The sequence below is a fragment of the Nocardia arthritidis genome, assembly GCF_011801145.1.
Lineage (GTDB): Bacteria > Actinomycetota > Actinomycetes > Mycobacteriales > Mycobacteriaceae > Nocardia > Nocardia arthritidis_A.
This window is the reverse complement of sequence record NZ_CP046172.1, coordinates 1,033,427-1,050,332: the sequence shown is the minus strand read 5'-3', so window position 1 is coordinate 1,050,332 and position 16,906 is coordinate 1,033,427. Positions and strand designations below refer to the sequence as shown.

The 16,906-nt window shown below is 68.5% G+C and carries 1 protein-coding gene; it reads right to left on the bottom strand.

The features are described 5' to 3' along the window. Positions 1 to 44: 44 nt before the first annotated feature. Entirely contained in the window at positions 45 to 16,751 is a 16,707-nt protein-coding gene (locus tag F5544_RS04770) for a non-ribosomal peptide synthase/polyketide synthase (RefSeq protein WP_167472043.1), read from the bottom strand. Positions 16,752 to 16,906 lie beyond the last annotated feature (155 nt).

Below are 16,906 nucleotides of genomic sequence, written 5' to 3'. Positions count from 1 at the left end.
GCGCGTTAGCTGGGCTTCATCATGCCCTAACTGCCGCGACACACTCACGGCCGCCCCAGCCATGACACGCCGGGATCGAGGAGTCGGGACAGCCGAGGACCCACCTCTTCGAGCGCCTCCGGCGAGGTCATCTGGTCGTGCGCGGCGCCGATCGGATGGTCCTCGATGACGCCGTCGACGAAGGGTTGCCAGCCGGCCGCCGCGGCCTCGTGCCCCGCGGCGCTGAAGTAGTCCAGCGTGCCGCGGAATACCGACGGCCGGTGTTCGGCGATGAGCTCGGCCGAGCGGACCGCGCTGCGATAGATCCTGCGCACCCGCTCGGGTGTGAGGACCGCCATATCGGCGGGAATGATCGCGTGCAGAGCGGCTAAGGCGTCATCGGTCAGGTCGTGGATATCGTCGCCGATGCCGGGCAGCAGCGCGTCCGCGCCGATGCCGAGTTCGGCGAGCGCGTCGCGGACCGCGGCGCGGAAATCGGACACATCGATCTCCGGATGGCTGTCCAGCATGGCCAGCAGCGCGACCTCCTCGCCCGCCGCCTGCAGTTCGGTGGCCACCGCGTGCGCGAGCACACCGCCGAGCGACCAGCCGAGCAGCCGGTACGGCCCGTTCGGCTGCACCGCGCGGATCTCCGCGACGTAGCGATGCGCCATCTCACGCAACGAGCCGGGCAGGTAGGCGTCCTCGGACAGCGCGGGCGACTGGAGACCGTATATCGGGAAGGCCGCGGGCACATAGCGCGCCAAACCCGCGTAGCACCAAGCCAATCCGTACATCGGGTGCAGGCAGAACAGCGGCTCCGCGGCCGCGGTGTCGTGCGGCACCCTGGTGCGGATCGGCAGCAGCACGCCGAGCGCGGCCATCGAATCCTGGTCGTAGTCATGGGTTTCGGCCAATGCCGCGGCGATGCGCTCGGACATCGCCTCGACCGTCGCGTCGGTGAAGAACCACTGCACCCGCACCTCGGCGCCGGTGAGGGTGCGCAGCCTGCTGACCGCGCGGGTGGCCACCAGCGAATTGCCGCCGAGTTCGAAGAAGTCGTCGTCGAGTCCGGCGCGTTCCCGGCCGAGCACATCGGCGAACACCTCGGCGACGGTGCGCTCGAGCGCGGTCGTCGGCGGCCGGTAGGGCCGGGCAGCCAACCGCGGCGCGGGCAGCGCCTTGCGGTCGAGTTTGCCACTCACGTTGAGCGGGAAGGCATCCAGCGCGACGACGGTCGCGGGCACCATATAGGACGGCAGCGCGGCCCGGGCGTGGGCCAGCAGCGCGCGTTCGTCGATCGTATGCCCGGCCGCGGGCACCACGTACGCGACCAGCCGGTCGCCGGTTTCCGTGCGCACCAGCGAAACCGCTGCGTGCCGCACCGAATCCAGTTCCGCGAGCACCACTTCGATCTCACTGAGCTCGATGCGCTGACCGCGCAACTTGACCTGGAAATCGCTGCGCCCGAGATATTCCAGCGCGCCGTCGTGCCAGCGAACGATATCGCCGGTCCGGTAAAGCCGTTCGCCGCCCGTATGCGCGATGAAGCGTTCCGCGGTCAGGGCCGGGGCGGCGAGATAACCGCGCGCCAATTGCACACCGGCGACGTAGAGTTCGCCCGCCGCGCCGGGCGGCACCGGCAGCAACTGCCGGTCCAGCACATGCACCTGAGCGTTGGCCACCGGGGTACCGATCGGAACTGGCTGCGCCCCAGCGTTTTTCGCGGGCCATGCGGTGACGACGGTGGCCTCCGCCGGTCCGTACCAGTTGATCAGCTCGGTGCCGATCATGCCGTCGGCGAACCGCGCCGCGGTATCACCGGACAGCGCCTCGCCGGCCGCGAACACCCGGCGCAGCGACGGATACGCACCCGCCTGCCGATCCAGGAAGGCGTCGAGCATGGACGGCACGAAATGCACCGTGCTGACCTGGTTTTCCAGGATCACCCGGGCCAGATAGTCCGGATCGCGATGGCCGTCCGGTGCGGCGATCACGATCGACGCGCCGGTCTGCAAGGGCCACAGCAGTTCCCAGGTGGCGATATCGAAGGTGATCGGCGTCTTGTGCAGCACCACGTCCCCGGCGCCGTGCGGATAGGTGCGCTGCGCCCAGCGGAACTGGTTGGCCAGCTGCCGGTGCGTGATGGTGACACCCTTGGGGCGGCCGGTGGAGCCGGAGGTGTAGACCACGTAGGCGATATTGTCCGGGCCGACACCGCTGTCCAGCACCGGAACCACGTCCAGCGGCAGGTACAGGGTGTCGACGGCGACGACCTGCACCTCGGTATCGGTCGTGAAATTGTCGCCGGTGGTTGTCAATACGCACAGCGGCGCGGCGGCCCGCAGCACGTATTCGTTGCGCTCGGCCGGATGATCGGGATCGATCGGCAGATACCCGGCGCCCGCCCGCAGGATCGCGTAGATGGTGACCACCAGGTCGATGCCGCGGCGCATGGCAACGGCCACAAGCGTTTCCGGGCCGACGCCCCAGCGCATGAGCTCGGCGGCGAGCACCCTGGATCTGGCGTCGAGATCGGCGTAGTCGACGACGGTATCGCCGTAGCGAACGGCCTGTGCGTACGGCGTGCGGGCGATCTGCGCGTCGAACAGCGAAAGCAGCGTCGCATCGTCGAGCAGATCGGGGACCGTGGTGGCGTTGGCGGCCGCCAACGCGGTGCGTTCGGCGTCGAGCAGCACGTCGATATCGGCGATCCTGGCCTGCGGCGTGCCGACGAAGCGACCGATCAACGTCGAAAGCCGTTGCGCCAGCGCCTGTGCCGCCGCGTCGTCGAACACCTCGCGCAGGTATTTGATCGAGACGTGCAGCCTGCTGTCGAGTACGACGGTGACGGTCAGCGGGTAGTGGGTGCCGTTCACCGCGCCGACGCCGGTGATCCGCATACCGTCGATGGCGCTGGCCTTTTCCAACCCCTCGCGGTCGACCGGGAAGGATTCGAATACCACCAGCGAATCGAAAAGCCCGTCGACGCCGATGGTTTCCTGGATATCGCTCAGTCCGAGATAGTGATAGTCCAGCAGGGCGGCCTGCTCGGCCTGCAGTTGGCGCAGCAGGCCGCCGAGGGTGTCGGTGGCGCCGAGGCGCACCCGCACCGGAATGGCGTTCAGGAACAGCCCGACCATGCTCTCCACGCCGTCCAGCTGCGGCGGGCGGCCGGAAACCGTTGCGCCGAAGACGATGTCGTCGCGGTCGGTGCAGCGCCCGATCAGCAGGCCCCACGCGGCCTGCACCACGGTGTTCGCAGTGACGCCGAGTCCCGCGGCGAGGCGGGTGAGCGCCGTCGTATCGGCCTGCGCCAGCGCGAAGCCCACTTCGCCGACGCCCGAGGCGATTTCGCGGCCGGGATCGACCGGCGCCAGCGGTGTCGGCTCGGTGATGCCGTCCAGCGACCGACGCCAGGCCGCACGCGCCGCCTCCACATCCTGCCCGGCCAACCAGGCCAGATAGTCGCGGTAGGACGGAACCCGCGGCAGCCGGCGGGATTTGCCGCCGACGGCGTAGCAGGTGAGCAGATCCTTCATCAGCAGCGGCATGGACCAGCCGTCGATCAGGATGTGATGGCTGGTGACCAGCAGGTGGTACCGCGCCGCGCCCGCATCGTCGATGCCGGACCGGATGAGCGCGAAACGCAGCAGCGGCGCGGTGGACATATCGAAGTGCTCGGCCAGATCCGCGGCCTTGATCGATGCCAGCTCCGCGGCCACCTCAGCCGGATCCAGATTGTTCAGATCGATCTGCCGCCACGGCACCTCGATCGAATCCTGCACCACCTGAACGGGATTGCCGTCGGCGTCCGCGGCGAAGGCGACCCGGAGGTTGTCGTGCCGATCCAAAACCGCCTGGGCGGCCTCGCGCAGCCTGCGCGCGTCCACCTCGCCGCCCAGATCGAGCACGAACTGGGTGGTGTACATGTCGACCGAGGTATCGGCGAGCAGCGCGTGGAACAGCATGCCGGACTGCAGCGGGGTCAGCGGCCAGGCATCGGACAGGTTCGGGTAGATCCGCGCGAACCGGTCGATATCGCTCTGCGCCAACCGGACCAGCGGGAAATCGGACGGCGTGAAACCGCCGACATCCGGACGCATCCCGTGTTCGGCCAAACCACCGAGCGCCCGGATCCAGTGCTCGGCAAAGATCTTCACCGCATCGCCGGTGAATACCTCCGCGGCATAGTCGAATCGAGCGAGCAAACCCTCGTCGGTGGCGTCCACGGTGAGGCAGAGCAGCAGATCGTCCACCGGGCTGTCGGTGTGCACCCGGGCCGGGCGCAGATCGCGGTACCGAAGCGCGAGACGGCCCTCGTCCAGGGTGCGCAGCACCGAGGCCACGTCCGGATACAGGTGGCGCATCAGGCCGTAGCCGACGCCGTGGGACGGCACGGCACGGCGCGCCTCCTTCACCTGCGTCAGCGCCTCGCCCGCCGCCGGACCGCCGATCAGCGCGTCGGCCGTATCGATACCGTCCAGTCGCAGCGGCAGCGGATAGCCGGTGGTGAAGCCGCCGACCATGCTGTCGGCGTCGGCGCGGCCGATCTCCCGCCCGTCCGCGCACAGTCGGACAACCGAACCCACTGCGCGAGCGACCTTTTCGTCCGCACCGGTATGCAGTGCCAGTGCCACCGCCGTAAGCAGCACATCGTCGACGGTGGTGTGGTACGCCTCCGCCACCGCGGCGACGGCCTCGGTGCCCTCCGCCGTGATGGCGAGCGAAACCCGGTTGCGCACCGTGAGATCGGCGGCGACGCGGACGGGCGCCGGGCCGAGAACGCGCTGCCACCACAGTATTTCGGCGAGCGTCGCCGGATCCGACGCCGACTCGTGCAGGGTGCGGACCAGTGCCCCGAGCCCCGATTCGGGCGCCGCGGGCGCGGCATGCCTGCCCCGGTTCCAGGCCGCGGTGAGCTGGTCGACGATGGTGCGCCAGGACATATCGTCCACCACAAGGCCGTTCGCGACCACGACCAGGGTCGATACCTTCGCGTTCGGTGCGGTGGTGAGCACGAAGTGGATATTGCGGCCCGCCGCGGGATCCAGCGCGTCGGCCGCCGCCAGCACCACGTCGTCGATGGGCAGCGCGGTTTCGCCGCGCTCCGGATCCAGCCTGCCGAAGTGCTCGCCGTCGCGCTCGGCCAGCGGCGGAATCCGCAGCAGCGCATCGTCTTCCAGCCGCACCCAGAGCAGCGGATGCTGCTCGAGCAGATTGTCGACCATGGCGGAGACCGCGTCGGCCGGGCAGTTGTCCGGCACGTCGAGCGCGATGGCCCGCACCTCGACCCGGTGGCCCGCGGCGAGCAGCCGGGCGATGGTCGGGGTGAGCGGCAGCTCGCCCGCCTCGTCCGGCAAACCGGCCATGGTCGCCGCCTTGGCCAGCGCGCCGACCGTGCGCAGCTCGAAAATGTGCCGGGGCGAGAGGGTTACGCCGCGAGTACGGCAGCGGGACACCACCTGGATGGAGACGATGCTGTCGCCGCCGAGTGCGAAGAAATCGTCGTCGAGGCCGACCCGGTCCCGCCCGAGGACCTCGCCGATCACCGCGGCGATGACCTGTTCGGCCTTGGTCTGCGGGGCGTGGTAGGCGCGCGGCGCGAGTTCCGGCCGCGGTAAGGCCCGCCGGTCCAGCTTGCCGACCGGGGTGAGCGGGATCTCGTCGAGCACGACGATGGCCGAGGGCACCATGTATTCCGGCAGGGTCCGCCGCAATTCGGCGGTGAGCATCGCGGTATCGAGCGACCGTCCCTTCGCCGGGCGCACGTAGGACACCAGCATCGTTGTGCCTGCGGCGGATTCGCGGCCGATGGTGACCGCGAAATCGACGCCCCGCTGCGCGGTGAGCGCGGCGTCGATCTCACCGAGCTCGATCCGGAAACCGCGCACCTTCACCTGGAAATCGTTGCGGCCCAGGTATTCCAGCGTGCCGCCGCGCCAGCGGACCACATCGCCGGTGCGGTACAGCCGCTCCCCGGGCGGGCCGTACGGATCGGCGACGAAACGGGCGGCCGTCAACGCCCGCCGCTCCAGATAGCCACGGGCCAGCTGGATTCCGCCCACGTACAACTCACCCGCTACGCCCTCCGGCACCGGATGCAGCCTGCGGTCCAGCACCAGCGAGCGCATACCGCGAATCGGGCCGCCGATGGTCGGCGGGGCGTCGGCGCGCAGCGGGTCGCTGATATTCGTCATGATGGTGGTCTCGGTGGGCCCGTAACCGTTGTGGAAGCGGCGATCTCCGCCGTCGGCCCACTTCGCGACCAGATCCGCGGGGACGGCCTCGCCGCCCGCCACGATCACCCGCATGCCCGACAGTGCCGCCGGCTCCAGCGAGGCGAGCACCGAGGGGGTCAGGAAGGCGTGCGTCACTCGATCACGCCGGATCAGCTCGGTCAGTTGGTCGCCGCCCAGGGTGCCCGGTGGTGCGAGCACCAGCGCGCCGCCCGCACCGAGGGCGAGCAGCAGTTCGAGCACCGACGCGTCGAACGATGGCGAGGCGAAAGCCAGTGCGCGTGTGGTGCTGTCGACGCCGTAGCGCTCGACCTGCTCGGCGCTGAAGTTGGCGAGTCCGGCGTGGGTGACGACAACGCCCTTGGGCAGTCCGGTGGAACCCGAGGTGTAGATGACGTACGCGGCGTTGGCGGGCCGGATCGGGCCGCGCCGATCGCCCAGCGTGATCGGATGATCCGAGCGGGTGGCCACCTCGACGGTGAAATCCCGGTCGTCGAGCGCCACCCAGCCGCCATCGCTCAGCTCGGGCAGGTCGAGGATGTCGGCGGCCGTGGTAACGCCAAGTGCCACACCGGAATCGGTGATCATATGGGAGATGCGGTCCGCCGGATAGGTCGGATCGATCGGCAGGAAGGCCGCTCCGGTCTTCACGACCGCCCACAACGCGAGCGCCGATTCGATCGAGCGCCGCAGCGCGATGGCGACGAGCACATCGGGCCCCGCACCGCGATCGATCAGAGCGCGCGCCAATTGCGAAGAGGCGGCGTCGAGTTCGGCGTAGCTGAAGGCGCGGCCGTTGACGATCAGCGCAGGCCCGCCCGGATTCATCACCGCGGCGGCCGCCATCAGCTCGGGCAGGGTGCGCGGCGGCACCGCCGGACCGCCGGTGCGCGAGGTCAGATCGGCGCGTTCGGAATCGTCGAGCAGCTCCAGATCGCCGACCGCGATATCCGGGTCGGCCGCGACGGCGGCGAGCAGGCGCCGGAACCGGCGGCCGAATTCGGCGACCGTCGCCTCGTCGAAAAGGTCGCGGGCGTAGGTGAATTCGGCCGCGAGACCGGCCTCGGCACCGGTCTCGGTGCGCTGCTCCCTGATGGTGAGCAGCAGATCGAACTTGGCGGTGTCCGGCGCGGAGCCGAGCGCGGTGAAGCTCAGGCCTGGCAGTTCGAAACTGGTCGCGGCGAGGTTCTCGAACGACAGCGCGACCTGGAACAGCGGATGCCTGCCGGTGGAGCGTTCCGGCGCGAGCACCTCCACCAACCGCTCGAACGGAATGTCGGCATTGGCAAAGGCGCGCAGATCGGTTTCCCGGTTCGCGGCGAGCAATTCGGTGAACCCGCGCCCGGGTGCGACGGCGGTCCGCAACACCAGGGTATTGACGAACATGCCGATCAGCTCGTCGAGTTCGCGCTCACCGCGGCCCGCGATCGGCGCACCGATCGCGATGTCCTCGGACCCGGACATCCTGGCCAGGAAGACCGCGAGCGCGGTGTGCACCACCATGAACAGCGTCGCATTGTTGGTGCGGGCCAACCGGTTCAGCGCGGCGTGCACCTCGGCGTCCACCGTGAAATCCGAGCGACCGCCCGCGAAACTCTGCGCGACCGGGCGTGGGCGGTCCAGCGGCAGGCCGAGTTCGTCCGGCAGTTCGGCGAGTTCGCGCCGCCAGTAGTCGAGCTGTTGTCCGGCAAGGGATTCCGGGTCGTCATCGGCGCCGAGGACCACGCGCTGCCAGAGCGCGTAGTCGGCGTACTGCACCGGCAGCGGCGCCCAGGTGGGTGCCGCGCCGCCCGTGCGCGCCGCGTACGCCAGCATCACATCGCGGGTGAGCGGACCCATCGACCAACCGTCGGCACTGATGTGGTGTGCGACGAAGGCGAGCACATATTCGCTGCCCGCGAGCTGGAAAAGCCTGGCGCGGAAGGGCACATCGGCGGTGACGTCGAAGCCCGCCGCGACGACGCGACCCACCTCGTGCGCGACCCGCTCCTCACCGATCTGGACCGGCGCCAGATCGATCGTCACCTCGTGCGGCGCAAGGATGCGCTGCACGGGGCCGTCCGGGGTTTCCGGGTAGACGGTGCGCAGTATTTCGTGACGGGCGACCAGATCGGCGACGGCCTGCCGCAGGGCCGCGGTATCCAATTCGCCGGATAGGCGGATGGCCACCGGAATGTTGTAAACCGCTGCGGTGGTGTCGAATTGGTTCAGGAACCACATCCGGCGCTGGGCGAAGGACAGCGGGATATCGTCGGGGCGCGGCTGGGCGGTGAGCGGAATGCGGCGATGGTCGGCGGTGGTGTGTTCGACCTTGACGGCGAGGGCCGCGACGGTCGGTGCCTCGAACAGGGCGCGGACCGGCACCCGCGTATCGAGGGCGGCCCCGATGCGGGCCGCGACCTGGGTGGCCAGCAGCGAATTCCCGCCGAGTGCGAAGAAATCGTCATCGGCGCCGACCCGTTCGCCGCCGAGCACGTCGCGGAAGACGCTCGCGACGATCTCCTCGATCGGCGTCGACGGCGCGCGGAATACCGCGGCCTCGAACTCCGGTTCCGGCAATGCCTTTCGGTCCAGCTTGCCGTTCGCGTTCAACGGCAGCGCGGCCATGGTCACGAACGTCGACGGCACCATGTACGACGGCAGCACCGCCGACAATTCCGCCTTCATGGCGTTGATATCGAGGACGCCGGTCGGCACCACATACGCGACGAGCCGATCGCCGGTGCGCGTATCGGATTTCGCCAGCACCGCGGCCTGGCCGATCTCGGGGCGCGATAGCAGCGCCGCCTCGATCTCACCCAATTCGATACGGAAACCTCGGATCTTCACCTGGAAATCGGTGCGCCCGCGATAGTCCAACTCACCGTTGGCTTGCCACGCGGCCAGGTCTCCGGTGCGATACATGCGGGAACCCGCGTCGAACGGGTCGGCCACGAACCGCTCCGCGGTCAGCTCGGGGCGATCGAAGTAGCCGCGCGCCAATTGCGCTCCGGCCAAATACAACTCACCCGAAACGCCCACCGGAACCGGCCGCAGCCTCGCGTCGAGCACATATGCCCTGCCGTTCCACTCCGGCGCACCGATCGGCACCGACTGCTCGTCGGCATCGGTCACCCGATGCGCGGTGATCGAGACCGCCGCCTCGGTCGGGCCGTACAGGTTGAACAGCTCCACCTCGGGATGCGCCGCACGCAACCGCGCGGCCAGCGACGCGGGCAGCGCCTCACCGATGGCCAGCACCCGTCGCAGCGCCGAATCCGGCTGTGACGCATCAGGATTCGTGACATGCACGAGCAGTGCGTCGAGTAGCGAGGGTACCGCGTGCAGGGTGGTGACGGCCTCGCGCGCCATCAGCTCAGCGAGATACGCCGGATCGCGATGCCCGTCGGGCGCGGCGATGACGGTGCGGCCGCCGGAAACCGCCCCGGACCAGAACTCCCACACCGAAAGATCGAAGGTGGCGGCCGTCTTGAGCAGCACCGCATCGTCGGCGTCCAGGCCGAATTCCGCGGTCTTCCAGAGCAATTGATTGACGATGGCGCGATGCGTCACCGCGACGCCCTTGGGCTTGCCGGTGGAGCCGGAGGTGAAGATGAGGTATGCGAGATGGTCGGCGGTCAACGGTCGGGTGCGTTCCGCGTCCGTTATCGGGCCGCTGTCGACGGTGCGTAGATCGAGTTGGTCCAACCGCACGACACGCGAATCGTCTTCGGCGTTCAGGGCGGTATCGGTGAGCACGCGGATGGGCCGGGCCGTCGCGAGAATGTATGCCGTGCGTTCGGGAGCCTGATCGGGATCGACCGGAACATACGCGCCACCGGCCTTGGTCACCGCGTACATCGCGACGACGAGGTCGACGGACCGGCGCAGCACGAGCGCGACCCGCGTCTCCGGGCCGACGCCGAGCGAAATCAGGTGGCGGGCCAGGCGATTCACCCGTCGGTCCAGCTCCGCGTAAGTGAGTGTCGATGCGGGGTGGTGGTCGGGCGACGGGTGCGCACCATCGGCCGCGTCGGCGACCAGCGCGATCGACTCGGGATGCGCCGCGACGGTCCGGTCGAGCAGGGTCGCCAGAGTTGCGGTGCCGTCGACGGCGTGTGCGGTGGCGTTCCATGTCGCGAGCACCTCGGTGCGTTCGCCCGCGGTCAGCAGCTCGATATCGCCGACCGGCCTTGTCGCGTCGGCGACGACTGCGGCCAGGACGCGGGACAGCCGCTCGGCGAAGCCACGCACCGTCTCCGCGTCGAAAAGATCTGTCGCATAGGTGAAGAAGCCGCCGATACCGGTCGGCCGCCCGGCCTCGTCGTATCCGTCCGCGACGATGAGGTGCAGGTCGAACTGCGAAACATCCAGGTCCGCATCGACTCCCGCGATGGTGAGCCCTGGCAGTTCCAGTGCGGTGCGAGCCAGATTCTGGAACGAGAGACCCACCTGGAACAGCGGATGATGCGCCGTCGACCTACGCGGGTTCAACACCTCGACCAGGCGCTCGAACGGAATATCCGCGTGCGCGAACGCCTGAAGGTCGGTTTCTCGCTGCCTGCCCAGCAGTTCACGGAATGATTCGCCGCCGTCGTACCGGGTGCGGAACACCACGGTATTGACGAACATGCCGATCAAGTCGTCGAGTTCACGCTCGCCACGACCGGCCACCGGAGTGCCGATGGCGATATCCGTTGTGCCGGACAGACGGGCCAGCAGCACCGCGAGCGCGGTGTGCACAACCATGAACAGCGTCGCACCATGCGCACGAGCCAAATCCACCAACCCGGAGTGGGTTTGCGCATCGATCGACACATCCACCCGCGCACCCGCCAACGTAGCAACCGCGGGCCGCGGCCGATCGGTCGGCAGCTCCAACAGCTCCGGCAGCTCGGCCAGCTGCTCACGCCAGAACGCGATCTGCTGCGCGGCAACGGAATCCGGATCCGATTCGTCGCCGAGCACCGCACGCTGCCACAGCGCGTAATCCGCGTACTGCACCGGCAGCGGAGCCCACGACGGTGCCTCACCCGCCGTCCGCGCCGCATACGCCACCATCACATCACGCACTAGCGGAGCCACCGACGACGCGTCGGCGGATATGTGATGTACGACCACCGCGAGCACGTATTCCGCCGGTGCGGTGTCGGCGATTTCGAACAGCCGCACCCGGATCGGCACCTCGACCGTAACGTCGAACGGTGTGGCCGCCAACTGGTAGACCGCACCGGCCACCTCGTCCGCCCGAACTCGGCGCGGGGTAACCGCAAGTGCGGTCTGGCCCGCGGAGAGCACCACTTGCATTGGGCCGTCGACGGTTTCGGGGTAGACGGTGCGCAGGATCTCGTGCCTGGCCACCACGTCGTCGAGCGCGGCCGCCAGCGCGGCGACATCGAGCGCACCGGTCAACCGAAGCGCGAACGGCAGGTTGTATGCGGCCGAACCGGCCGCCGCACCGTCTTCGGCCTGATCGAACCGGTTGAGGAACCACATCCGCCGCTGGGCCAGCGAGAGCGGCAGGCGCTCGGGCCGGGCGATATCGCCCAGGCGCACACCGCGTTCGCCGTGCGTCCGCGATTCGATCGCTGCGGCAAGCCCACTGACGGTCGGGGATTCGAACAGCGTGCGGACCGGAACGCGCGCCTCGACGGCCGCGCCCAGCCGCGCGACCACCCGGGTGGCGACGAGTGAGTTACCGCCGAGCGCGAAGAAATCGTCGTCCGCGCCGACCCGGCTCAGCCCCAGCACGTCACCGAAAATCTCGGCGACGATCTCCTCCACCGGTGTCGACGGCGCACGGAATGCCTTGGCGGTGAACGCCGGTGCGGGCAGCGCCCGGCGGTCGAGCTTGCCGCTCGCGTTGAGCGGGAAGGCGTCCAGCGCCACGACGGCCGCCGGAACCATATACGCGGGTAGGGTTTCCGCCACGGCTGCCAGCAGCCGCTGCGGGTCGATCCGCTCGCCCGGTGTGGGCACCGCGTAGGCGACGAGCTGATCGCCGAGGGTAGACGGCGCCACCACCGCCACCGCCTGACTCACCGAAGGCTGTGCCAGCAGCGCGATCTCGATCTCACCGAGTTCGATGCGCTGACCGCGGAACTTCACCTGGAAATCGGTGCGGCCCAGGTAGTCGAGCACACCGGCGCCCGCGATATTTTCCCGCCAGACCACCAGATCGCCGGTGCGGTACATGCGTTCGCCGTAGCCGAAGGGGTTGGCCACGAACCGATCCGAGGTCAGGTCGGGCCGCCGCACATAGCCGCGCGCCAGTTGGTGACCGGCCAGATAGAGCTCACCCGGCACCCCGGCCGGTACCGGACGCAGCCGCGAATCCAGCACGTACACCTGGGTATTCCACTGCGGCAGTCCAATCGGCACCGACCGGTCGTCCGCCGCGCCGACGGGCCAATAGGTCACCGAAACGGCGGCCTCCGTCGGCCCGTACAGGTTGTGCACCGCCGCATCGGATACCGCGCGCAGCGCCGTGACGGTTTCCGGCGGCAGCGCCTCGCCGATGACGAACACATCCCGCAAGGACGGTATCGAACCCGGCCGCGTGTGCGCGGCAAAAACGGTGAGCATCGACGGCACGAAATCGGTAACCGTAACCTGCTGCGCGGCAATCGTTTCCGCGACATACACCGGGTCGCGATGACCGTCCGGCGGCGCGACGACGAGTTTCGCACCGACCCGCAACGGCATGAAGTAACCCCACAGCGACACGTCGAACGTCGTCGCGGTCTTCTGCAGGTACACATCGGAGCTGCCGAGCGGATATTCCGCCAGCATCCAGCTGATCTGGTTGTTGATGGCCGCGTGCGAAACCGCGACGCCCTTGGGCTTACCCGTCGAGCCCGACGTGAAGATCACATAGGCCGGATGCCAGGGCCGCACCGGACGCAGCAGTTCGTTCTCGCGCACCGGCGTGCCGTCGAATCCGGACAGGTCGATGGTGTCGATCGCCAGCACGGCGCGCGCACCAGCCACCGCGTGTACATCGGCGGAAGTGGTCACCACGCAGGCCGGTTGGGCGGTGTCGAGGATGTGGGCGATGCGCTCGGCCGGATGATCCGGATCTAACGGCACATACGCACCACCAGCCGCCACAACCGCATACATACCGATAACAAGATCCAACGAACGCCGAACCGCAAGACCCACCAACGACTCCGCACCAACACCCTGCGAAATCAACAACCGGGCAAGCCGATTCACCCGCTCATCGAACTCACCATAAGTCAGCTCGACGCCCTCGTAGGAGATCGCGACCGCGTGCGGATGCGCCGCGACCGCCCGGCGATAGCCGTCCAGCAGTAGTTCCGCAAGCACCGGATGATCGGTGTCGTTCCAGGACAGCAGAACCCGTTCCCGCTCCCCCGGGGTCAGCAGGTCGATATCGCCGACGACCCGGTCCGGCTCCGCCGTGGCGGCCGACAGCAGCCGCACCAGCCGCCTGGCGAACCCGGCGATCGTCGGCTCGTCGAACAGGTCGCTCGCGTAGGTGAACTGAGCCGACCAGCCGTCCTCGGCACTCGGTACCACGGTGAGCTGCAGGTCGAACTTCGCCACCGCACCATCGAATTCGACAGCCTCGGCCGACAAACCAGGCAACGCCAACGTCGGCTTATCCATATTCTGGAAAAACAACGCCACCTGAAACAACGGATGATGCGCCTGCGAACGCACCGGATCCAACACCTCGACCAACCGCTCGAACGGCAACTCCGCATGCGAAAACGCCGCCAAATCGATCGCTTTGGTCTCCGCGAGCAACTGCTCGAACGAGGCGCCGGGGTCGATGCGCGAGCGCAGCACAAGCGTATTGACGAACATGCCGATCAGATCGTCCAGCTCGGCCTCACCACGACCGGCCACCGGCGTACCGATCGTGATGTCGGCGGTACCCGACAGCCGGGCCAGCAGCGCCGCGAAAGCGCCGTGCACCACCATGAATTCGGTGGCGCCGGTGCGCTGGGCGAGCATCCGTACGCGCGCGGTGATCTCGGCGTCGAATTCGAAACCGAATACCCCGCCGCGCCCGGAGGCGACGGCAGGCCGCGGCCGGTCCGCAGGCAGGTCGAGCCGGTCCGGAATGCCGTCCAATGCCGCACGCCAGTAACCGATCTGCGCGGCGGCGGGCGAATTCGGATCCTTTTCGTCGCCGAGCGCCTCGCGCTGCCACAGCGCATAGTCCGCGTACTGCACCGGCAGCGGCGCCCACGCGGGTTTCGCGCCGTTGCGCCGGGACAGGAAGGCGCGCAACAGGTCACGGACGAACGGCGCGACCGACGCGCCATCGGCCGCGATGTGGTGCACGACCACGACGATCACGTGATCGGCAGGCCCGAGCTCGGCGAGCGCGATGCGCAGCGGCACCTCCGCGGAGACGTCGAAGCCGGCCCGCACCAACCCGTGCAGCCACTCCGGAAGTTCGTGCTCGGCAACGGGTTTGGGCGCGATATCCGGAACGGCCTGCGCGGCGGGCAGAATCACCTGGTAGCCGGTGCCGTCGACGGCCGGGTAGACCGTGCGCAGCGTCTCGTGCCGCTCGATCACATCGGCGACGGCCGCCTGTAGTGCGCCCACATCCAACGCACCGGACAGGCGAACGGCGAACGGAATGTTGTTGGCGGCCGAGGCGGTATCGAACTGGTTGAGGAACCACATCCGCTGCTGTGCCAGTGAGAGCGGGATGCGCTCGGGCCGTTCCATCGGCGCCAGCGCGAGCCGCCCGCCGGTGCCCTTCAGCGGTTCGAGCCGCTCGGCCAGCCTGGCGACGGTCGGCGTTTCGAAGACCAGTCGGGCGGGCACCCGCGCCCCGACGGCGGCGCCGAGCCGGGCCGCCACCTGGGTGGCGATCAGCGAATTGCCGCCGAGTTCGAAGAAGTCATCGTCCGCGCCGACCGGCGCACCCGGCCCGAGCAGTTCGGTGAAGCTGTCGGCGACCAACTCCTCCAGCGGGCCGACCGGAGCGCGAAATGTCTTGGTACGCAGCCGCGGCACCGGCAGCGCGGCCCGATCCAGCTTCCCGACCGGGGTGAGCGGGATCTCGTCGAGCACCATGATGACCGTCGGCACCATGTGCGCGGGCAGCGTGCGCTCGGCCACCGCCGCCAATTCGGCGGCGTCGGCGACCATTCCGCGGGCGGCGTGCACGTAGGAGACGAGAATGGTGCTGCCACTATCGAGCTCGTGCCCGACGGTCACCGCGAAATCCACCGTCTCGTGCGCGGCCAACACCGCATCGATCTCCCCCAGCTCGATCCGGAAACCACGGATCTTCACCTGGAAATCATTACGGCCCAAATACTCCAACTCATCACCGGCGATCCAACGCACCAAATCACCGGTGCGATACAGCCGAGAACCATTGGCATCGAACGGATTCGCCACGAAACGCGCTGCGGTGAGCCCCCGCCGGTCGTGATATCCCCTGGCCAGTTGCGCACCCGCGACGTACAGTTCGCCGACAACGCCCGTCGGCACCGGCGAAAGCCGCTCATCCAACACATATTCGGTGACGCCGCGAACCGGCCCGCCGATCGTCACCGGTTCATCCGGCAGCAGCGGCGCGCTGATATTGGTCATGATCGTGGTCTCGGTAGGACCGTAACCATTGAAGAACTCACGCACACCCGGTAAAGCCCAGCGCCGCACCAACTCCGGCGGACACGCCTCACCACCCGCCACCACCACCCGCAGGTCATCGAGCCCGGCCGGATCTATCGACGCCAACGCCGCCGGAGTGATGAACGCATGCGTCACACCCTCACGCCGCAGCAGTCCCGCCAATTCGTCACCGCCGAATACGGTCGGCGCGACAATCACCATGGTGGCGCCCCCGCCCAGCGCCAACAGCAATTCCAGCACCGATGCGTCGAACGACGGTGACGCGAAATGTAAAGTGCGCGAAGCGCTCGTCACGCCGTAGCGCTCGCGCTGTTCGGCACAGAAGCCCGCCAAACCGGCCTGGGTAACGACAACGCCTTTCGGCTTGCCCGTCGAACCGGAGGTGTAGATGACATATGCCGGATGTTCGGCCCGCAGCGGTCGCACCCGATCCACGTAGGTGACCGGATCGACCGGGAATTCCGCCGACTCCCGCGCATATTCGGCGGTATCGATGGCCAACCAGTCGATCCGGCCGGGTAGTTCGTCCCGCACCGCGGCGATGGTCAACCCGAACACCACACCGGAATCGGCGACCATGTCGGCGACCCGCTCGGCCGGGTAATGCGGATCCACCGGCACGAAACCGGCGCCGCTCTTGGCCACCGCCCAAACCGCGATCACCGCGTCGACCGAGCGCGGAATGCCAACCGCCACCAGATCTTCCGGGCCGATGCCGCGCGCGATGAGCAGCCGCGCCAACTGGGTCGAGCGCTCGTCGAGTTCCTCATAACTCAACCGGCCGAGGGTCTCGGCCGCGTCGGCGTAGACGATGGCGGTGCCGTCCGGATTCGCCTCTACGGCGGTGGCCATCAACTGCGGCAGGGTGGTGACATGCGCTCTACGAGTGCGGGATGGTCGGATCCGGGCCGGGCGAGTCATGCGCGTACCACTGTCTGCACTCGATTACGCCGCCCGACCACCCGAACCATGGAGATAACTCACCCTGCCTCTTGTCGCCACACACTCGCCTCGATCAACCCCGCTTGCGGGGATCATCGGGCGGACGCGTGCCCATCGTTACGCCATGACGCATT

Excerpts from the sequence above, each read along its gene's own strand:
- F5544_RS04770 (WP_167472043.1), bottom strand. The coding sequence starts at position 16,751 with ATGACTCGCCCGGCCCGGATCCGACCATCCCGCACTCGTAGAGCGCAT.